Raw genomic sequence first — 18,459 nt, forward strand, 5'->3', positions numbered from 1 at the left:
TCTTTTCAGCCTGAAATGCGCTCCAACATGCTCGGATCGGTCAATGGCAACACCCAGCGTCGCTGCCCAGGCTTCAGGCCACCCTTGCGGGAACGATCCAGCACCCAGCCACGCGCCTCGACCTGGCGTCCTTTGAGGTTATCGAAGAAGCTGGGCGGGAAGTTGCGTTGCAGACGAGCGGGAACCTGCAGCACGACAGTGGAATCCAGGGTCAGCCAGACGCCGCCGCGATTACGCTCGACACCCTGGATTCTGCCACCGATGACGGCAAACCCGGACTGCCTGACATCCTTCGCGCGCACCACTGGCGAACTGCGCCACAGGCCGGCACCCGCCTTGCGCGCCGCTTGCTCGGCCAATTGCTGGCAACTCGCCAGGCGCACATTGGGGGCAACGGCAACGCGGTAGCCAAGCCCCTCGCTGAGCAGCTGCGCTTCAAGATTGTTGCCATTGCGCCCGTAGATATGCGCCAGCGTACGGCCGTACTTGTCTTTGGCCTCAGCCCCCGTCACCAGCCCGACACGCCCGTCGCTGGCTTTGACCAATGCCTGCAAGCGGCGCTTGGCAGCTTCGGCATAGGGCTCGCTGGTGCGCCCCTTGCGCCCGATCTCCGGTGCATTGATGCCTATCATGCGCACACTGCGACCATCGGTCAGGCGCAGGGTATCGCCATCCACCACCTGCCGCACCGCCACCGCCTGCGGGTTGGCCGGCAACGGGCAAAACGCCAGGGCCGGGAAATGCCAGATCGCGCCCACAAAAAAAGCGCCCACAAGGGGCGCTTTTTTGTGCAACAGCGCGAAACCCGAAGGATTCGCCATGCGCATTATTACTTCTTGGCACCGAACATGCCGAAGCGATCGGCAAACTTCTGTACGCGACCACCGGTGTCCAGGACTTTTTGCTTACCGGTGTAGAACGGGTGGCACAGGTTGCAAACGTCGATCGACAGGGTGTTACCCAGGGTCGAACGGCTTTCAAACTTGTTGCCGCAGCTGCAGGTGACTGCAACTACTTCGTAGTTCGGATGAATATTTGCTTTCATGGTCACTTCCTCGAGCTGCGTGCCGCCACCCAACACCAATTGTTGAATACCGCACGTAATTAGGCGGCGAATAATACCAGAGCTCAGCCTCAGCGCAAGTTGTCGCTTGCACCGACTGTCGTCTGCTAGGCTCGCCAGTCTTTGAAACGCCCTTGCGAGACCTTCCGCGTGTCCGACGTCATCCTGCGCCTTGCCCTGCCCTCCCCGCTGCGTCGCCTGTTCGACTACAGGGCGCCGGCGAGCCTGGCGCGCCAGCCCCTCACACCCGGCATGCGCATTCGCGTGCCCTTTGGGCGCCGCGAGATGATCGGGGTGCTGGTGGAGGTGTGCGACCAGAGCGAAGTGCCCGCCGACAAGCTCAAGCCGGCCACTGCGCTGCTGGACCCGGTGTCGCCATTGCCACCTGCACTGTTCAAGTTGTGCCTGTGGACCGCCCAGTACTACCAACACAGCCTGGGCGACACCCTGAACTGGGCGTTGCCGACCTTGCTGCGCCAGGGCGAACCGGCAGAGATGCGCCAGGAACGGTTCTGGCACGTGGCCGCCGATGCCCGCCACGACGACCCACGCATCGCCCGGGCCCCGCGTCAGCGCGAGGCCCTGAAGACCCTGGCGCAGCACCCACATGGTGTGGCACACAGCCTGCTGGGCAAGCTCAACCTGAACAAGGACAGCCTCGACCTGCTATTGGCCAAGGAACTGGTCACCGTCGAAGTGCGCCGCCACTTGCCGACGCAGCGCCACGAGCACTGGCTGGCGCAGCCAGAATTGCCCCTCAATGACGAGCAGCGCAACGCCTTCGATGCCGTGTGCGCGGGCTTCGGCAGTTTCAACGCGTACCTCCTGGCCGGGGTTACCGGCAGCGGCAAGACCGAGGTCTACCTGCAACTGATCCGCGAAACCCTGGAAGCCGGCAAGCAGGCACTGGTGCTGATCCCGGAAATCAACCTCGGCCCGCAGACCCTGGCGCGCTTCGAGCAGCGCTTCAACGCCCGGATCGCCTTGCTGCACTCAGCGGTTGGCGACCGTGAGCGGCTGGACGCCTGGCTGGCAGCCCGCGATGGCGAGGCCGACATCATCATCGGCACCCGCTCGGCGCTGTTCACACCGATGAAAAACCCCGGCCTGATCATCATCGACGAAGAGCACGACGGGTCTTATAAACAGCAGGAAGGCCTGCGTTACCACGCCCGCGACCTGGCCTTGGTCCGCGCCCACCAGGAGAACATCCCGATCCTGCTCGGCTCGGCCACGCCTTCGCTGGAGACCCTGCACAACGCCCAAACTGGCCGTTACAAGCTGCTGCGCATGAATCAGCGCGCCGGCGGCGCCCGCCCGCCGCGCATGCTGCGCCTGGATGTGAAAAGCCTGCCGCTGGACAGTGGCATCAGCGGCCCGCTGCAACAGGCCATCCGCCAGACCCTTGAAGCAGGCCAGCAAGTGCTGGTGTTCCTCAATCGCCGCGGCTTTGCCCCGACCTTGCTGTGCCACGATTGCGGCTGGTTGTCCGAATGCCCTCGCTGCGATGCGCGCATGACCGTGCACCAGCGTTCCGGCGTGCTGCGTTGCCACCACTGCGGCTATGACGAACGCCTGCCGCACCAGTGCCCGCAATGCAACCATGTCGACCTGCGCCCGGTGGGCGCAGGCACCGAGCGTGCCGAAGAGCGCCTGAAAGTGCTGTTTCCGGACTACCCGATTCTGCGCGTGGACCGCGACAGTACCGCGCGCAAAGACGCCATGCACAACCTGTTCGGCACCATCCAGCGTGGCCAGCCGAGCATCCTGGTGGGCACCCAGATGCTCGCCAAGGGGCACCACTTCCCACGCGTGACCCTGGTGGCCATCCTCGACGCCGACGGTGGGCTGTTCTCTGGTGATTTCCGCGCCAGCGAGCGCATGGCGCAATTGATCGTGCAAGTTGCCGGGCGCGCCGGACGCGCGGAAGAGCCCGGCAAGGTCATCATCCAGACCCATCTGGCCGACCATCCGTTGCTGGTCCAGCTGACCGAACAGGGCTATTTCGCCTTCGCCGAGCAAGCCCTGGACGAGCGCCGCGCGGCGGGCTTGCCGCCTTTTTCGCACCTGGCCCTGCTGCGCGCCGAAGCGCACAAACCGGGCCAGGCCGAGGGTTTCCTCGACGAAGCCTGCAGCGCGGCGGAGCGCCTGGTGGCCGAACAACGCCTGCCAGGCATTGAACTGCTGGGCCCCGTGCCAGCGCCCATGGAGCGCCGCGCGGGCCGCTTCCGCGCCCAGTTATTGATACAGGCCAACACCCGGGCACCTCTGCATCGACTGATCAGCGCCTGGTTGCTAGTGTTGGAGCAGATGCCGAGCGGCCGACAGGTTCGCTGGTCGCTGGATGTGGACCCGGTGGACCTTTACTGACATGCCGAACCTTGGCAAAGGTTGGCAACCTGCTCCCGGCAACGGATAATGCCCAGTTTTTCCACCTGCGCATCGAAGCGCTCCACCGCGCTTGCGGTCGAAAAGAGAACCCCATGAAAGACACCATTCGCCAGCTGATCCAGCAAGCCCTCACCCAACTCGTCACCGACGGTGTGCTGCCTGAAGGGCTGTCGCCGGCGATCCAGGTGGAAAACGCCCGGGACAAGACCTACGGTGATTTCGCCAGCAACATTGCGATGATGCTGGCCAAGCCGGCCGGCATGAAGCCACGCGACCTGGCAGAAAAGCTGATCGCCGCGCTGCCGGCCAGCGCCGACATCAGCAAGGTCGAGATCGCCGGCCCAGGCTTCCTCAACTTCTTCCAGAACACCAGCGCCCTGGCCAACCGCCTGGACGCCGCCCTGGCCGACGGCCACCTGGGTGTGCGCAAGGCGGGCGCCACCGAAAAGGTGGTGATCGACATGTCGGCACCGAACCTTGCCAAAGAGATGCACGTCGGCCACCTGCGCTCGACCATCATCGGTGACAGCGTTGCCCGTGTGCTGGAGTTCCTCGGTGACAACGTCATCCGCCAGAACCACGTAGGCGACTGGGGCACCCAGTTCGGCATGCTGATGGCCTACCTGCAGGAAAACCCGATCACCAGCGATGAGCTGTCGGACCTGGAGAACTTCTACCGGGCAGCGAAGAAACGCTTCGACGAGTCCGAAGAATTCGCCACCCGCGCCCGTGGCCTGGTGGTCAAACTGCAGGCTGGCGACCCTGAATGCCTGGCCCTGTGGACACGCTTCAAGGACATTTCCCTGTCCCACTGCCAAAAAACCTACGAGCTGCTCAACGTCAAACTGACCATGGCCGACGTCATGGGCGAAAGCGCCTACAACGACGACCTGGCCAAAGTGGTCGCCGACCTCAAGGCCAAGGGCCTGCTGGTCGAGGACCAAGGTGCGCAGTGCGTGTTCCTTGAAGAATTCAAGAACAGCGAAGGCGAACCGCTGCCGGTGATCGTGCAGAAGGCCGACGGTGGCTACCTGTACGCCACCACCGACCTGGCCGCAGTGCGCTACCGCAGCAATGTGCTCAAGGCCGACCGCGCCCTGTACTTTGTCGACCAGCGCCAGGCTCTGCACTTCAACCAGGTGTTCGAAGTGGCCCGCCGCGCCGGCTTCGTCGGCCACCCGATGCAGATGGAGCACATGGGCTTCGGCACCATGAACGGCGCCGATGGCCGCCCGTTCAAGACCCGTGACGGCGGCACCGTGAAGCTGATCGACCTGCTTACCGAGGCCAAGGAGCGTGCCTACGCCCTGGTCAAGGAAAAGAACCCGAGCTTGTCCGAAGACGAACTGCGCCACATCGGCGAAGTGGTCGGCATCGGCGCCGTGAAGTACGCCGACCTGTCCAAGCACCGTACCAGCGACTACAGCTTCAACTTCGAACTGATGCTCAACTTCGAAGGCAACACCGCCCCGTACCTGCTGTATGCCTACACCCGCGTAGCGGGCGTGTTCCGCAAGCTGGGCAAGGGCTTCGACGAAGTCGATGGCCAGATCGTGCTGCAGGCCGAGAAGGAACAGGACCTCGCTGCGCGCCTGGCGCAATTTGGCGAAGTGCTCAACAACGTGGCCGACAAGGGTACCCCGCACGTGCTGTGCAGCTACCTGTACGACCTGGCTGGGCTGTTCTCGAGCTTCTACGAGAACTGCCCGATCCTCGCCGCCGATACCCCGGAGCAGCAACAGAGCCGCCTGCGCCTGGCTGCACTGACCGGTCGCACCCTCAAGCAAGGTCTGGAACTGCTCGGCCTGGAAACCCTGGAGCGCATGTAAGTTGGCTGCCAAGAAAAAACCTGCTCCAAAACGCGGCGCAAGCCGCCAACAGGCGCCGGCCAAACAGCCGATTCCAGGCTGGGTATGGCTGGCGGTCGGGCTGACCGTGGGCGCATTCATCGTCTTCTTGATGAAGCTGGAACCGGGTGGCGGTGACATCACGCGCACCAAGCCTGAGCAGCAGAAGCCGGAAAAGGTCGCCGAAGCCAGCAAGACCACTCCAACCACCCCGACCACCCCGCAGCAGCCGGTGAAGCCGAAGTACGACTTCTACACCCTGCTGCCGGAGTCCGAGGTCATCGTGCCGCCGGAAGCCGTGCCAGAGAAAACGCCGCCGGTCCCGGCCCAGCCGGTGACCCCGGTCACCCCGGCGGAAGCGGCGAAAATTGACACAGCGCGCGCCCAGGCCGCCTTGCTGGGCCAGACGCCACCACCGGCCCCGCCCGTGATCAAGCCCGCGGCGACCACCCAGTTCTTCCTGCAGGCTGGCTCGTTCCGCAAGCAGGCTGATGCCGACAAGGTCCGTGCGCAGATCATCCTGCTCGGCCAGTCGGTGAAGGTGGAGTCGGGGACGGTCAAGGACGAGACCTGGTACCGCGTACTGGTTGGCCCGTTCAGCAATCGCGAACAACTGACCGGGGCGCAGAAGCAGCTCGCCGGCGCTGGCTTCAGCAACCTGTTGCTGCAACAGCGCCAGACGCGCCAGTAAAGAAAAAGGCCTTGTCGCAATCTTGCGCCAAGGCCTTTTTTCACTCAGCGCCGATCGCTGTTGGCTTCGGAAATCTGGCTGTTCAGCGTCCAGAAGTCATACAGCACGCCGACCAGGAACAGGCCACCGGTGAAAAAGTAGATGATCGCGGTGATCCACTTGCCCTGGTACAGACGGTGCACGCCGAAGATGCCCAGGAACGTCAGCAGAATCCAGGCGATGTTGTAGTCGATTCGCCCGGCCCGGAAGCGCAGGTCCGCCTCGCGATCCATCGACGGAATCAGGAACAGGTCGATCAGCCAACCGATACCCAGCAGGCCCAGGGTGAAGAACCAGATTGTCCCGGTGATAGGCTTGCCGTAGTAGAAACGGTGCGAGCCGGTGAAGCCGAAAATCCACAACAGGTAACCGATGACCTTGCTGTGGGTGTCGTGGAGCGGCTCACCCTGTTGATAACTGTTCATTCATAGCCCTCGTGGGTTATCCGAAAATTTTCTAAGAAAAAATGTGACTTTCTCGTTGCTGGCCGACGTATGGCACCCTGCCAATCGACAAACGGATCAGAATTTGATCAAAAAGCTGTTATAAAGTTGCGCGCCCAACACATAACTATTCATAAAGAGCTTCATCTATGCCGCCTTTACTCAAGACATGGCTGACCCTCTGTCTATTATTGCCCCTGGCCGCCCACGCCACCAATCGTGAGCAACGTCTTCCCAACGGTTTCACCGGCTATACCACCAATGCCTCGGTGAAACACGCGCCTGCCAAGCACACCACGCTGCGCGCACGCCCAAGCAATACCGCCAGCAGCCGCGCCCTGCCCGTCGCCGCGATGTCGCCGAAGCAGAGCAGCGATGTGCTCAGCCGTGCGGTCAATGTACTCGGCACGCCTTATGTCTGGGGCGGCAGCAGCCCGAAAAAGGGCTTCGACTGCAGTGGGCTGGTCAAATACGCGTTCAACGATGTGGCCGATGTCGACCTGCCGCGCACCTCCAATGCCATGGCCCAGGGCCACGGCGTGAAGGTAGCCAAGGGTGACCTCAAGCCGGGTGACCTGATCTTCTTCAACATCAAGAGCCGACGGGTCAACCACGTTGCCATCTACCTGGGCAACGACCGCTTCATCCATGCCCCGCGTCGCGGCAAGCGGGTGAGCATCGATACCCTGAGCAAGCCTTACTGGCAGAAGCATTATGTCGTGGCCAAGCGGGTGTTGCCGAAGGAACAGCAGCTGGCACTGGCCAAGCGCTGATAATTGCGCGCCACTCTGTTCTGGCCTCTTCGCGGGCAAGCCCGCTCCCACAGACAGCGCTAATTCTGAGGATTACGCGATACCTGTGGGAGCGGGCTTGCCCGCGAAGAGGCCGGAACAAACGCTACAACGCTTCGATCAATCCCTTATCCCTCAAACCCCGCATAGCCCCCTCCATCGTCCGCATCCCCTCCGACGCGCCCGTCTGCATCACTGAACTCAGCTGCGCCATCCGCCCTTCGCGAATCAAATTACGCACTGCCGTGTTGGCCACCAGCACTTCGCGCGCCGCCACTCGCCCGCCGCCCACGCGCTTGACCAGTACCTGCGCCACCACCACCCGCAGCGACTCCGCCAGCATCGCCCGCACCAGCGGCTTCTCCTCGGCGGCAAACACCTCCACCAACCGGTCAATGCTGCCTGCAGCCGAGCGCGTATGCACTGTCGCCAGCACCAGATGCCCCGTTTCCGCCGCCCGCAACGCCAGGCGAATCGTCTCCAGATCCCGTAATTCACCCATCATGATCACGTCCGGATCCTGGCGCAGCGCACTGCGCAGCCCCTGGGCAAACCCGCTGCAATCGCGCCCCATCTCGCGCTGATTGACCAGGCCGCGCTGGCTGCTGTGGATAACTTCAACAGGGTCTTCAAGGGTGATGATGTGCACCGCCCGTTCGCGGTTGAGCTGATCGAGCAACGCCGCCAGGGTGCAGGATTTGCCACTGCCGGTTGGCCCGCCGACCAGAACCAGGCCATCAGCGCATTGTGAAATAGCCTGAAACACTTCCCCGAGGTCGAGTTCATCGAGTGTCGCAATACGTTTCGGGATCAAGCGAAAGGTTGCCGCTGGGCCATTCAACTGACGAAACAGGTTCAGGCGAAAGCGGCCTAGCTCAGGCAACTGCAAGGCGATATCCAGCGCGTCTCCCTGCGCCCATTGCCGGCGCTGGTCATCACTCAATAAGGGCGCCATCGCATCATTCAGGGCTGCCGACATCAGTGGCGGCAGGCCCATGCGTTGCAGCTCGCCATCAAGGCGCAGCATCGGTATCTGGCCCGCCGCCAGGTGCAGGTCCGAAGCCCCCGCATCCATCGCACGGGCCAACAGGTCGGTCACATCCATGAGACTCCCCAAAGGCGATCAAGCAGGTAGAATGCCGCAGACCTTTCGCCGCCGGCATTGATCCATGTCCACCATAGCAGACAACCTATCCGCCCTCGCCGCCCGCATCGCCAGCGCCGCCCAGGCTGCCGGGCGGGATCCGGCCAGCATCCAGTTGCTGGCTGTGAGCAAGACCAAGCCCGCCAGCGCCATCCGTGAAATCCACGCCGCTGGCGTGCGCGATGTCGGCGAGAACTACCTGCAGGAAGCACTGACCAAGCAGGACGCGTTGCGCGACCTGCCCTTGATCTGGCACTTCATCGGCCCCATTCAGTCGAACAAGACCAAAGCCATTGCCGAGCATTTCGACTGGGTACACTCCGTGGACCGCCTGAAGATCGCCCAACGCCTGTCGGAGCAGCGCCCTGCCTCATTGGCGCCGCTGAACATCTGCCTGCAGGTGAATGTCAGTGGCGAAGACAGCAAGTCCGGCTGCGCACCCGCCGACCTCCCGGCGCTGGCCAAGGCGGTCGCCAGCCTGCCCAACCTGCGCCTGCGCGGGCTGATGGCGATCCCTGAGCCCACCGATGACCGCGCCGTACAGGAAGCCGCGTTCGCCAGCCTGCGCGACTTGCAACAGGGCCTGGGCCTTGGCCTGGACACCTTGTCCATGGGCATGAGCCACGACCTGGAGGCGGCGATTGCCCAGGGAGCGACCTGGGTGCGTATCGGCACCGCCTTGTTCGGCGCGCGTGATTACGGGCCCGTCTGATTCCATGCTTTACTCACTCTTTCCCACAAGGACCTGACATGAGCAAGACACGTATTGCCTTTATCGGCGCCGGCAACATGGCCGCCAGCCTGATCGGCGGCCTGCGTGCCCAGGGCCTGGAGGCATCGCAGATCCGCGCCAGCGACCCGGGCGCCGAGACCCGCACCCGCATCCAGGCCGAGCACGGCATCGAAACCTTCGAAGACAATGCCCAGGCAATCGCCGGCGCCGACGTGATCGTGCTAGCGGTCAAACCACAGGTCATGAAAGCCGTTTGCCAGGCCCTGCAGGCCCACCTGCAAGACGGCCAGCTGATCGTTTCGATCGCCGCCGGCATTACCTGCGCCAGCCTGCAGAGCTGGGTTGGCGCCCGCCCGGTAGTGCGCTGCATGCCCAATACACCCGCGCTGCTGCGCCAAGGCGTCAGCGGCCTGTATGCCACCGAGGAAGTCAGCGCAGATCAGCGTCAACAGGCCGAACAGCTGCTGTCCGCCGTAGGCACCGCCCTGTGGCTGGAGCAGGAGCAACAACTGGATGCGGTGACTGCCGTATCCGGCAGCGGGCCGGCGTACTTCTTCCTGCTGATCGAGGCCATGACCGCCGCCGGTGAAAAACTTGGCCTGCCCCGCGAAACCGCCTCCCAGCTGACCCTGCAAACTGCACTGGGCGCTGCGCGCATGGCCGTTGCCAGCGATGTCGACGCCGCCGAGCTGCGCCGCCGCGTCACCTCGCCAGCCGGCACCACCGAAGCTGCGATCAAGTCGTTCCAGGCCAACGGCTTCGAAGCCATCGTCGAGCAAGCGCTGCAAGCCGCAGCGACACGCTCCGCCGAACTGGCCGAACAACTGGGCAAATAAGGAGCTCTAGATGAATGCACTGTCAGGCGCCGCGATTTTCGTGGTGCAAACCCTGGTCAGCCTGTACCTGGTGATCGTCCTGCTGCGCTTCGTGCTGCAGCTGGTCAAGGCCAACTTCTACAACCCGCTGTGCCAGTTCGCAGTACGCGCCACCCAGCCGCTGCTCAAGCCGATCCGCCGTATCATCCCCAGCATCGGTGGCCTGGACACCTCGTCCCTGCTGCTCGCAGTGCTCATCCAGGCGCTGCTGATGGCCTTTGTGCTGATGGTTACCTACGGCACCTTTGGCGATGTCCTGCACCTGCTGATGTGGGCCATCATCGGCATCACCTCGCTGTTCCTGAAGATCTTCTGGGTCGCGATGATCGTCATGGTGATCGTCTCCTGGGTCGCGCCAAACAGCCACAACCCGGCCGCAGAGCTTGCTTACCAGATCAGCGAACCGGTGCTGGCGCCGTTCCGTCGCCTCGTGCCCAACCTGGGCGGCATGGACATCTCGCCGATCTTCGCGTTCCTGGCGATCCAGGTGATCCAGTCGTTCGTCATGCCGCCACTGGCTGCCTATGCCGGCATGCCACAAGAACTGTGGCGGATGATCTGATTCAACGCCCTTGAGCATCGACGCCCCTGCGGCAAGCCTTTGCTTGCCGCAGGGGGTAGCGCTCTTTAGACTTACGCCTCCGTCAAGCGTGAGCAGGGTCGATGTCCACTGTCCTTCCCGAAGATTCCGTCGGTCTGGTTACACCGCAAACAGCCCGGTTCGAAGAGCCGCTGGCACTGGCCTGTGGCCGTTCCCTGATCAGCTACGAGCTGGTCTATGAGACCTATGGCACCCTGAACGCCAGCGCAAGCAATGCTGTGCTGATCTGCCATGCCTTGTCCGGCCATCACCATGCTGCTGGCTACCATGCCGCCACCGACCGCAAGCCGGGCTGGTGGGACAGCTGCATCGGCCCCGGCAAGCCGATCGACACCAACCGTTTCTTCGTGGTCAGCCTGAACAACCTCGGCGGCTGCAATGGCAGTACCGGCCCGAGCAGCCTCAACCCCGCCACCGGCAAGCCTTATGGCGCCGACTTCCCAGTGTTGACCGTGGAAGACTGGGTGCACAGCCAGGTTCGCCTGGCCGACCGCCTGGGCATTGGCCAATGGGCCGCAGTCGTCGGCGGCAGCCTTGGCGGCATGCAGGCGCTGCAATGGACCATCACCTACCCTGATCGCGTGCGCCACTGCGTCGATATCGCCTCGGCGCCCAAGTTGTCGGCGCAGAACATCGCCTTCAACGAAGTAGCACGCCAGGCCATCCTCACCGACCCGGAATTCCACGGTGGTTCATTCCAGGACCAGGGCGTGATCCCCAAGCGCGGGTTGATGCTGGCGCGCATGGTGGGCCACATCACCTACCTGTCCGATGATTCGATGGGTGAAAAATTCGGCCGTGAGCTCAAGAGCGACAAGCTCAACTACGACTTCCACAGCGTCGAGTTCCAGGTCGAAAGCTACCTGCGCTATCAGGGCGAAGAGTTTTCCGGCCGTTTCGACGCCAACACTTACCTGCTGATGACCAAGGCTCTGGATTATTTCGACCCGGCCGCGGCCCACGGCGGCGACCTTGCCGCCACCCTGGCCCCTGTCACGGCAGACTACTGCATCATGTCGTTCACCACCGACTGGCGCTTCTCGCCAGCCCGTTCGCGCGAGATCGTCGATGCACTGATGGCCGCGCGCAAGAACGTCTGTTACCTGGAGATCGACTCGCCCTACGGGCACGATGCCTTCCTGATCCCCACACCTCGCTACATGCAGGGTTTCTCGAACTACATGAACCGCATCGCCATCTGAGGACAGCATGAGAGCCGATCTGGAAATCATCCACGACTGGATTCCCGCCGGCAGCCGGGTACTCGACCTGGGCTGCGGCAGTGGCGAACTGCTGGCCTCGCTGCGTGACCGCAAGCAGGTCACCGGTTACGGCCTGGAGATCGACGCCGACAATATCGCCGCGTGCGTGGCCAAGGGCGTCAACGTCATCGAACAGGACCTGGACAAAGGCCTGGGCAACTTCGCCAGCAACAGTTTCGATGTGGTGATCATGACCCAGGCCCTGCAGGCCGTGGAGTACCCCGACCGCATCCTCGACGAGATGCTGCGTGTGGGCCGTCAGTGCATCATCACCTTCCCCAATTTCGGCCACTGGCGCTGCCGCTGGTACCTGGCGACCAAAGGCCGCATGCCGGTGTCGGACTTCATGCCGTATACCTGGTACAACACGCCGAACATCCACTTCTGCACCTTCGCCGACTTTGAAGAGCTGTGCCACGAACGCCATGCCAAGGTACTCGACCGCCTGGCCGTCGACCATTTGCACCGTAATGGGTGGGGCGGCCGGCTATGGCCTAATCTTCTAGGTGAGATCGGCATCTATCGCGTCAGCAGCCCGGGCCTGCAGGAGCACCAGCTCGCGGTCTGACGCCTACCGGAGGAATCGCCCCATGCGTCGCCTAGCCCTGTTCTTGATCAGCCTGTGCCTGGCCCTGCCCGTACTGGCTGCCGATGCCGCCCGTCCCGAGCGCAAGGAAGTGTTTGGCGACGTGACGGTACACTACAGCGCTTTCACGTCGAGCATGCTGACACCGGAGGTGGCCGCGGCCACCGGTCTGGTGCGCAGCAAGAATCAAGGCGTGCTCAACATTGCCGTGCTCAAGGCCAACAAGCCGGCCATGGCGGTCGTCAGCGGCACGGTAAAGGACCTGACCGGGCGCAGCAGCCCGCTGTCTTTCAAGCAGATCACTGAACAGGGCGCGGTGTACTACATCGCCCAGTTCAAGATCGAACAGCCAGAAACCGTGACCTTCGACCTGAATATCGAAACCGGTGGCATCAGTAACTCTCTCAGCTTCAACCAGGAAGTGTTCCCAGGCGAATGATGAATTTCCAGCAACTCGTATTGGCCAGCCACAATGCCGGCAAACTCAAGGAACTCCAAGCCATGCTTGGCGCCTCCGTACAGCTGCGCTCGATCGGCGAATTCAGCCAGGTCGAGCCAGAGGAAACCGGCCTGTCGTTCGTCGAGAACGCTATTCTCAAAGCACGCAATGCCGCGCGCATTTCCGGCCTGCCGGCGCTGGCCGACGACTCGGGCCTGGCGGTGGATTACCTCGGCGGTGCGCCGGGCATCTACTCGGCTCGCTATGCCGATGGCAAGGGTGATGCGGCAAACAACGCCAAACTGCTCGACGCCTTGAAAGACGTGCCTGAAGCCGAGCGTGGTGCGCAGTTCGTCTGCGTGCTCGCGCTGGTGCGTCACGCCGACGATCCGCTGCCGATCCTGTGCGAAGGCCTGTGGCACGGGCGCATCATGTTCGAGGCCAGCGGCGAGCACGGCTTTGGCTACGACCCACTGTTCTGGGTGCCAGAGCGCAACTGCTCAAGCGCCGACCTCACCCCTGTCGACAAGAACCAGCTCAGCCACCGCGCCCGCGCCATGGTCCTGCTGCGTCAACGCCTGGGCCTGGCATGATCGAAACGTTGTCCACCCCCGGCGCGGCGAGCTTTACCAGCCTGCCGCCGCTGGCGCTGTACATCCACATCCCGTGGTGCGTACGCAAATGCCCTTACTGCGACTTCAACTCCCACGCCGCCGGGCCTGATCTACCGGAAGACGCCTACGTCGCAGCCCTGTTGGACGACCTCGACCAGGAGCTGGCCGCCGTACAAGGCCGCCCGATCAGCTCGATCTTCTTTGGTGGTGGCACGCCTAGCTTGTTCAGCGCCAACGCCCTTGGCCGACTGCTGCGTGGCGTTGAACAACGCATCCCGTTCGCGCCGGACATCGAAATCACCCTGGAGGCCAACCCAGGCACGTTCGAGCAGGAGAAGTTCAAGGCGTACCGGCAAACAGGCATCAATCGCCTGTCCATCGGCGTACAGAGCTTCCAGCCTGCCAAGCTTGAGGCACTTGGGCGTATCCATAATGGCGACGAAGCGATCCGCGCTGCCGACATGGCGCGCGCCGCAGGGTTCGACAACTTCAACATGGACTTGATGCACGGCCTGCCCGACCAGTCGCTGGACGACGCGCTGGGTGACTTGCGCCAGGCCATCGCGCTGGGGCCTACCCATTTGTCCTGGTACCAGCTGACCGTGGAGCCCAACACGGTGTTCTGGAACCAGCCGCCCGAGCTGCCCGAAGACGACATCCTCTGGGACATTCAGGAGGCTGGCCAGACCCTGATGGCCGAGCACGGCTACCGCCAGTACGAAGTGTCGGCCTATGCCCAGCCAGGCCGTGCTGCCAAGCACAACCTCAATTACTGGCGCTTTGGGGATTTCATCGGTATCGGTGCCGGCGCCCACGGCAAGCTGACCTTCGCCGACGGGCGCATCCTGCGTACCTGGAAAACCCGCCTGCCCAAGGACTACCTCAATCTGGCCAAACCGTTCAAGGCCGGTGAGAAGCTGCTGCCACCCGACGAGCTGCCTTTTGAGTTCCTGATGAACGCGTTGCGCCTAACCGATGGCGTGGAAGCTGAACTGTTTACCCAGCGCACCGGCCTGCCGCTGGCGCAACTGGTCGAGGCACGCCGCGCCGCCGAACAAAAGGGCCTTTTGCGGGTCGAACCGGATCGATTGGCGGCCACACCACGCGGCCAGTTGTTCCTCAATGACCTGCTGCAGTATTTCTTGACCTAAGGATGACCCATGGATCTGGTACTTGATCTGCTTGCAACGGCTTCTCGCTGGAGCCGCAGTAACCTGTCGGAGATTTCACTGGCCTTGGTAGGCTGCCTGCTGGTGCTGTTCGGCACCGATATCAAAGCCACGGTGGAACAACGCCTGGGCAGCCTGGCTGGCGCCCTGCGGGTGCCGTTCATGGCCCTGCTGGTGATGATCGGCAGCGGTGCAGCGCTGATCTATGCCACGCCGTGGGTGGTGAAGGGGCTGGGCCAGTTCAATAACTATGCGTTGGCACCGGTGCTGCTGGTGGTGCTGGTGTTGATCGGCGTCGTGGCTGATCGGCGGGGGTAACGCACGTCTACAGCACTGCACTACTTCTGTGGGAGCGGGTTCACCCGCGAACACGGGCGCAGCCCGTGCCAGGCACCGCGTCGCATTCTTCGCGAGTAAAGTCGCTCCCACAGAAATCCCTTAACGACGCCGACACACGTGATGCCACATCTTTCGGAACATTGACGCATCGCCAGGGGCTACCTATGATCTCTGCATCGTACGGGGTCTTTCAGTGAAAGCCCGAAGCGATGGATCCTCAGTCCGATCGCTTCAATAAAAAAACCGCCCTTCTCAAGGCGGTTTTTTCGTCTGTCATTTCGGCAGGCTCGGCTCGAAAGGCTCAAGCGACCAATCAATCCACCTTCTCGAACTTCAAATCCCAAACCCCATGCCCCAAGCGCTCACCACGGCGCTCGAACTTGGTGATCGGACGCTCTAGCGGACGCGGCACATACGCACCATCCGCCGCCTGGTTACGGTAACCCGGCGCCGCGCTCATCACTTCCAGCATGTACTCGGCATACGGTTCCCAGTCGGTCGCCATGTGGAACACACCACCCAGCTTGAGCTTGCGGCGTACCAGCTCTGCGAACTCCAGCTGCACGATGCGGCGCTTGTGATGGCGCGCCTTGTGCCAAGGGTCCGGGAAGAACAGCATCAAACGGTCGAGGCTGTTGTCGGCCACGCAGCGGTTGAGCACTTCGATGGCATCGCAGTCATACACCCGCAGGTTCTTCAGCCCTTGGGTCAGCACGCCGTTGAGCAGCGCGCCAACGCCCGGACGGTGCACTTCGACACCGATAAAGTCCTGCTCTGGCGCGGCAGCGGCCATCTCCAGCAGGGAGTGGCCCATGCCGAAACCGATCTCCAACGTGCGCGGTGCCGAGCGGTCGAACACCTGGTCGTAATCCACCGGGCTGTCGGCCAGCGGCAGGATGAACAGTGGCCCACCCTGGTCCAGGCCGCGTTGCTGGCCTTCGGTCATGCGCCCGGCGCGCATCACGAAGCTTTTGATACGGCGGTGTGGGCGCTCTTCGCCTTCGGCGGTGATCGGCGTTTCTTGCGATTCAGTCATCAGGAGCTCTTACTTGATCAGACCATCCAGCGGCGAAGAGGCGCTGGCATAGAGTTTCTTCGGCATGCGGCCGGCCAGGTAGGCCATGCGACCTGCCACAATGGCGTGCTTCATGGCTTCGGCCATCAGCACCGGTTGCTGGGCATGGGCGATGGCCGAGTTCATCAGCACTGCCTCGCAGCCCATTTCCATGGCGATGGTGGCGTCGGAGGCGGTACCCACACCGGCATCGACCAGCACCGGCACCTTGGATTCTTCCAGGATGATCTGCAGGTTGTAGGGGTTGCAGATGCCCAGCCCGGTGCCGATCAAGCCTGCCAGCGGCATGACCGCGATGCAGCCTACTTCGGCCAGTTGACGGGCGATGATCGGGTCGTCGCTGGTGTAGACCATCACGTCGAAACCGTCCTTGACCAAGACCTCGGCGGCCTTGAGGGTCTCGATTACGTTCGGGAACAGCGTCTTCTGGTCGGCCAGAACTTCCAGCTTGACCAGATTGTGACCATCCAGCAGCTCGCGGGCCAGGCGGCAGGTACGCACGGCTTCGACTGCGTCGTAGCAGCCCGCAGTGTTCGGCAGGATGGTGTAGCGGTCGGGTGGCAGCACGTCGAGCAGGTTCGGCTCGCCCGGGTTCTGACCGATGTTGGTACGACGCACGGCGACGGTGACGATCTCGGCACCCGAGGCCTCGATGGCCAGACGGGTTTCGTCCATGTCACGGTATTTGCCGGTGCCGACCAGCAGGCGCGATTGGAAAGTGCGCCCGGCCAGGGTAAAGGGCTTGTCGCTACGAACGTTGCTCATCGTTGTTCCTCGGGAAAAGGTTACTGGGCTTTCATGTGAACCGCCGAGCCGCTATCAGCCGCCGCCGATGGCGTGGACCACCTCGACCTGGTCACCGTCGTTCAACAGCGTGCTGTCGTGCTGGCTACGCGGCACGATATCCAGGTTGAGTTCCACCGCCACCCGGCGCCCGGTCAGTTCCAGACGGGTCAGCAGGGCCGCGACGCTTTCGCCAGCGGGCAGTTCGTAAGGTTCACCGTTCAGTTGAATGCGCATGCGCACGGCCACCATTGTTCTTTGGGGCCCGCATTCTAGCGCCGAACAACCCTTTAACCCAAGGGCGGTGCACGCCATTAGTCGTGATTGTGGACCGCTCGGTCAGCCCAACCGCCAGGCTGCCAGACCCAAGCACAGCCAACCGCCGAGAAAGCACAATCCGCCGATGGGCGTGATGATGCCAAGCTTGCCCACGCCCGTCAGGGTCAGCAGGTACAGGCTACCGGAGAACAGTACGATGCCCAGTGTGAACAGACCACCGGCCCAACCGAGCAGACGCCCCGGCAAATGCGCCGCCAGCACGGCAACACCGAAAATCGCCAGGGCATGCACCAACTGATAGGTCACACCGGTATGGAAGATGGCCAGGTAGTCTGCCGTAAGACGGTTCTTCAGCCCATGGGCGGCGAATGCGCCAAGGGCCACACCGGTAAAGCCGAAAAAGGCGGCAAGCATCAGGAAGCTGCGAAGCATGGGACGACTCCTTGTATCGGGTCTGTATAATGGCCCCTTCCACCGGTCCGGCCAAGCCATCGACATGCTGCCATCCCTTATCCGCCGCCTCGCCCGCGCCCTGCTCTGGTTCGCTGCCGGCAGCATCGTAGTGGTGCTAGTGTTTCGCTGGGTGCCACCGCCTGGTACGGCATTGATGGTCGAGCGCAAGGTCCAGTCCTGGGTGAGTGGCGAGCCGATCGACCTGCAGCGCGACTGGGAGCCGTGGGAGAACATCTCCGATGATCTGAAGGTCGCGGTCATTGCAGGTGAGGATCAGAAGTTCGCCAACCACTGGGGCTTCGATATACCGGCCATTCAGGCGGCACTGGCCTATAACGAACGCGGTGGCAACATTCGCGGCGCCAGCACCTTGACCCAACAAGTGGCCAAGAACCTGTTCCTGTGGTCGGGGCGCAGCTGGTTCCGCAAGGGCCTGGAGGCCTGGTTCACGGCGCTGATCGAGCTGTTCTGGTCGAAGGAGCGGATCCTTGAGGTCTACCTGAACAGCGCCGAATGGGGCAATGCCGTGTTCGGCGCCCAGGCGGCGGCGCGCTACCACTTCGGCGTCGATGCCAGCCGACTCAATCGGCAACAGGCCGCGCAACTGGCCGCGGTGTTGCCCAGCCCGATCAAGTGGAGCGCCAGCCGGCCCAGCGCCTATGTGGCCAGTCGGGCCGGGTGGATTCGGCGGCAGATGAGCCAGTTGGGTGGGCCGAGCTACCTGATGCAGCTGGATGCTTCGCGCAGGCTTTAAGCCTTTCGTTAGCTGAACTGGCCTCTTCGCGGGTAAACCCGCTCCCACAGGGGCCTCGATATCCTGTGGGAGCGGGTTTACCCGCGAA

22 protein-coding genes are annotated in these 18,459 nt (G+C 62.9%); 14 read left to right on the forward strand and 8 right to left on the reverse strand.

Annotation, left to right across the window (positions count from 1 at the left end):
• Positions 1-5: 5 nt before the first annotated feature.
• Together ACSSU5_RS09095 and rpmE are read right to left on the reverse strand one after the other, a co-directional pair.
• Positions 6-827 (reverse strand): thermonuclease family protein, encoded by an 822-nt coding sequence (locus tag ACSSU5_RS09095; protein ID WP_264311191.1) that lies wholly within the window; start codon positions 825-827, stop codon positions 6-8.
• Between the two features lie 2 nt (positions 828-829).
• Entirely contained in the window at positions 830-1,045 is a 216-nt protein-coding gene (rpmE, locus tag ACSSU5_RS09100) for a 50S ribosomal protein L31 (RefSeq protein WP_264311190.1), read from the reverse strand.
• 168 nt (positions 1,046-1,213) lie between these two features.
• On the opposite strand from rpmE, the gene ACSSU5_RS09105 reads away from it, so the two are divergent.
• From ACSSU5_RS09105 to ACSSU5_RS09115, 3 genes are all read left to right on the forward strand, one after another.
• On the forward strand, positions 1,214-3,433 hold the full coding sequence (locus ACSSU5_RS09105; protein ID WP_492561035.1) for a primosomal protein N': 2,220 nt from the start codon (positions 1,214-1,216) through the stop codon (positions 3,431-3,433).
• A 113-nt stretch (positions 3,434-3,546) separates the two neighbouring features.
• Positions 3,547-5,283, forward strand: coding sequence for an arginine--tRNA ligase (gene argS, locus ACSSU5_RS09110; protein WP_264311188.1), 1,737 nt, complete (start codon positions 3,547-3,549; stop codon positions 5,281-5,283).
• Between the two features lies 1 nt (position 5,284).
• A complete protein-coding gene (locus ACSSU5_RS09115) occupies positions 5,285-5,992 on the forward strand; it encodes an SPOR domain-containing protein (RefSeq protein WP_264311187.1) in 708 nt (235 codons plus the stop codon).
• A gap of 44 nt (positions 5,993-6,036) precedes the next feature.
• Here the strand turns inward: ACSSU5_RS09115 and ACSSU5_RS09120 are convergent, their stop codons facing one another.
• Complete coding sequence (locus tag ACSSU5_RS09120) at positions 6,037-6,456, reverse strand: NINE protein (RefSeq protein WP_492561036.1); 420 nt, start codon at positions 6,454-6,456, stop codon at positions 6,037-6,039.
• A gap of 167 nt (positions 6,457-6,623) precedes the next feature.
• Here ACSSU5_RS09120 and ACSSU5_RS09125 point away from each other — a divergent pair, with 167 nt between their 5' ends.
• Positions 6,624-7,247 carry a C40 family peptidase gene (locus tag ACSSU5_RS09125; RefSeq protein ID WP_492561037.1) on the forward strand — a complete coding sequence of 208 codons (624 nt, stop codon included), beginning with the start codon at positions 6,624-6,626 and terminating at the stop codon, positions 7,245-7,247.
• Between the two features lie 124 nt (positions 7,248-7,371).
• Here the strand turns inward: ACSSU5_RS09125 and ACSSU5_RS09130 are convergent, their stop codons facing one another.
• The gene (locus ACSSU5_RS09130) at positions 7,372-8,370 is read right to left on the reverse strand and encodes a type IV pilus twitching motility protein PilT (RefSeq protein WP_492561038.1); all 999 of its coding nucleotides are present in this window, start codon (positions 8,368-8,370) and stop codon (positions 7,372-7,374) included.
• Between the two features lie 64 nt (positions 8,371-8,434).
• Between ACSSU5_RS09130 and ACSSU5_RS09135 the strand changes: the two genes are divergently transcribed.
• The 9 genes from ACSSU5_RS09135 (at position 8,435) to ACSSU5_RS09175 (ending at position 15,006) form a co-directional block, all read left to right on the forward strand.
• Positions 8,435-9,121 (forward strand): YggS family pyridoxal phosphate-dependent enzyme, encoded by a 687-nt coding sequence (locus ACSSU5_RS09135; protein ID WP_492561039.1) that lies wholly within the window; start codon positions 8,435-8,437, stop codon positions 9,119-9,121.
• Positions 9,122-9,159: 38 nt separating this feature from the next.
• On the forward strand, positions 9,160-9,978 hold the full coding sequence (gene proC / locus ACSSU5_RS09140) for a pyrroline-5-carboxylate reductase (protein ID WP_264311182.1): 819 nt from the start codon (positions 9,160-9,162) through the stop codon (positions 9,976-9,978).
• A gap of 10 nt (positions 9,979-9,988) precedes the next feature.
• Positions 9,989-10,579 (forward strand): YggT family protein, encoded by a 591-nt coding sequence (locus tag ACSSU5_RS09145; protein ID WP_264311181.1) that lies wholly within the window; start codon positions 9,989-9,991, stop codon positions 10,577-10,579.
• A 101-nt stretch (positions 10,580-10,680) separates the two neighbouring features.
• Complete coding sequence (metX, locus tag ACSSU5_RS09150; RefSeq protein WP_264311180.1) at positions 10,681-11,820, forward strand: homoserine O-succinyltransferase MetX; 1,140 nt, start codon at positions 10,681-10,683, stop codon at positions 11,818-11,820.
• A gap of 7 nt (positions 11,821-11,827) precedes the next feature.
• Entirely contained in the window at positions 11,828-12,448 is a 621-nt protein-coding gene (metW, locus tag ACSSU5_RS09155; RefSeq protein ID WP_008092977.1) for a methionine biosynthesis protein MetW, read from the forward strand.
• A gap of 22 nt (positions 12,449-12,470) precedes the next feature.
• Entirely contained in the window at positions 12,471-12,905 is a 435-nt protein-coding gene (locus ACSSU5_RS09160; RefSeq protein WP_264311179.1) for a DUF4426 domain-containing protein, read from the forward strand.
• Positions 12,902-13,498, forward strand: coding sequence for an RdgB/HAM1 family non-canonical purine NTP pyrophosphatase (gene rdgB / locus ACSSU5_RS09165; RefSeq protein WP_492561040.1), 597 nt, complete (start codon positions 12,902-12,904; stop codon positions 13,496-13,498). Before ACSSU5_RS09160 ends, rdgB begins: the two co-directional genes overlap by 4 nt.
• Positions 13,495-14,670: a radical SAM family heme chaperone HemW gene (gene hemW / locus ACSSU5_RS09170; RefSeq protein WP_264311177.1), complete on the forward strand. Its 1,176-nt coding sequence runs from the start codon at positions 13,495-13,497 to the stop codon at positions 14,668-14,670. Before rdgB ends, hemW begins: the two co-directional genes overlap by 4 nt.
• A 9-nt stretch (positions 14,671-14,679) precedes the next feature.
• Positions 14,680-15,006, forward strand: coding sequence for a DUF3392 family protein (locus ACSSU5_RS09175; protein ID WP_027592335.1), 327 nt, complete (start codon positions 14,680-14,682; stop codon positions 15,004-15,006).
• Positions 15,007-15,340: 334 nt separating this feature from the next.
• Here the strand turns inward: ACSSU5_RS09175 and trmB are convergent, their stop codons facing one another.
• The 4 genes from trmB to ACSSU5_RS09195 all read right to left on the reverse strand — a co-directional run bounded on the left by trmB (position 15,341) and on the right by ACSSU5_RS09195 (position 17,596).
• Positions 15,341-16,063, reverse strand: a complete 723-nt coding sequence (gene trmB / locus ACSSU5_RS09180) for a tRNA (guanosine(46)-N7)-methyltransferase TrmB (protein ID WP_492561041.1) — start codon at positions 16,061-16,063, stop codon at positions 15,341-15,343.
• 9 nt (positions 16,064-16,072) lie between these two features.
• Positions 16,073-16,867 carry a thiazole synthase gene (locus ACSSU5_RS09185; protein WP_264311175.1) on the reverse strand — a complete coding sequence of 265 codons (795 nt, stop codon included), beginning with the start codon at positions 16,865-16,867 and terminating at the stop codon, positions 16,073-16,075.
• Between the two features lie 54 nt (positions 16,868-16,921).
• Positions 16,922-17,122, reverse strand: a complete 201-nt coding sequence (gene thiS, locus ACSSU5_RS09190) for a sulfur carrier protein ThiS (protein WP_033692437.1) — start codon at positions 17,120-17,122, stop codon at positions 16,922-16,924.
• Between the two features lie 102 nt (positions 17,123-17,224).
• A complete protein-coding gene (locus tag ACSSU5_RS09195; protein WP_492561042.1) occupies positions 17,225-17,596 on the reverse strand; it encodes a DUF423 domain-containing protein in 372 nt (123 codons plus the stop codon).
• 64 nt (positions 17,597-17,660) lie between these two features.
• Between ACSSU5_RS09195 and mtgA the strand changes: the two genes are divergently transcribed.
• Positions 17,661-18,371 carry a monofunctional biosynthetic peptidoglycan transglycosylase gene (mtgA, locus tag ACSSU5_RS09200; protein WP_492561043.1) on the forward strand — a complete coding sequence of 237 codons (711 nt, stop codon included), beginning with the start codon at positions 17,661-17,663 and terminating at the stop codon, positions 18,369-18,371.
• Positions 18,372-18,459 lie beyond the last annotated feature (88 nt).

Source organism: Pseudomonas sp. E1MeOHC2, from assembly GCF_058745025.1.

Excerpts from the sequence above, each read along its gene's own strand:
- ACSSU5_RS09095 (WP_264311191.1), bottom strand. The coding sequence starts at position 827 with ATGCGCATGGCGAATCCTTCGGGTTTCGCGCTGTTGCACAAAAAAGCG.
- rpmE (WP_264311190.1), bottom strand. The coding sequence starts at position 1,045 with ATGAAAGCAAATATTCATCCGAACTACGAAGTAGTTGCAGTCACCTGC.
- argS (WP_264311188.1), top strand. The coding sequence starts at position 3,547 with ATGAAAGACACCATTCGCCAGCTGATCCAGCAAGCCCTCACCCAACTC.
- ACSSU5_RS09120 (WP_492561036.1), bottom strand. The coding sequence starts at position 6,456 with ATGAACAGTTATCAACAGGGTGAGCCGCTCCACGACACCCACAGCAAG.
- ACSSU5_RS09125 (WP_492561037.1), top strand. The coding sequence starts at position 6,624 with ATGCCGCCTTTACTCAAGACATGGCTGACCCTCTGTCTATTATTGCCC.
- ACSSU5_RS09130 (WP_492561038.1), bottom strand. The coding sequence starts at position 8,370 with ATGGATGTGACCGACCTGTTGGCCCGTGCGATGGATGCGGGGGCTTCG.
- ACSSU5_RS09135 (WP_492561039.1), top strand. The coding sequence starts at position 8,435 with ATGTCCACCATAGCAGACAACCTATCCGCCCTCGCCGCCCGCATCGCC.
- proC (WP_264311182.1), top strand. The coding sequence starts at position 9,160 with ATGAGCAAGACACGTATTGCCTTTATCGGCGCCGGCAACATGGCCGCC.
- ACSSU5_RS09145 (WP_264311181.1), top strand. The coding sequence starts at position 9,989 with ATGAATGCACTGTCAGGCGCCGCGATTTTCGTGGTGCAAACCCTGGTC.
- metX (WP_264311180.1), top strand. The coding sequence starts at position 10,681 with ATGTCCACTGTCCTTCCCGAAGATTCCGTCGGTCTGGTTACACCGCAA.
- metW (WP_008092977.1), top strand. The coding sequence starts at position 11,828 with ATGAGAGCCGATCTGGAAATCATCCACGACTGGATTCCCGCCGGCAGC.
- ACSSU5_RS09160 (WP_264311179.1), top strand. The coding sequence starts at position 12,471 with ATGCGTCGCCTAGCCCTGTTCTTGATCAGCCTGTGCCTGGCCCTGCCC.
- rdgB (WP_492561040.1), top strand. The coding sequence starts at position 12,902 with ATGATGAATTTCCAGCAACTCGTATTGGCCAGCCACAATGCCGGCAAA.
- hemW (WP_264311177.1), top strand. The coding sequence starts at position 13,495 with ATGATCGAAACGTTGTCCACCCCCGGCGCGGCGAGCTTTACCAGCCTG.
- ACSSU5_RS09175 (WP_027592335.1), top strand. The coding sequence starts at position 14,680 with ATGGATCTGGTACTTGATCTGCTTGCAACGGCTTCTCGCTGGAGCCGC.
- trmB (WP_492561041.1), bottom strand. The coding sequence starts at position 16,063 with ATGACTGAATCGCAAGAAACGCCGATCACCGCCGAAGGCGAAGAGCGC.
- ACSSU5_RS09185 (WP_264311175.1), bottom strand. The coding sequence starts at position 16,867 with ATGAGCAACGTTCGTAGCGACAAGCCCTTTACCCTGGCCGGGCGCACT.
- thiS (WP_033692437.1), bottom strand. The coding sequence starts at position 17,122 with ATGCGCATTCAACTGAACGGTGAACCTTACGAACTGCCCGCTGGCGAA.
- ACSSU5_RS09195 (WP_492561042.1), bottom strand. The coding sequence starts at position 17,596 with ATGCTTCGCAGCTTCCTGATGCTTGCCGCCTTTTTCGGCTTTACCGGT.
- mtgA (WP_492561043.1), top strand. The coding sequence starts at position 17,661 with ATGCTGCCATCCCTTATCCGCCGCCTCGCCCGCGCCCTGCTCTGGTTC.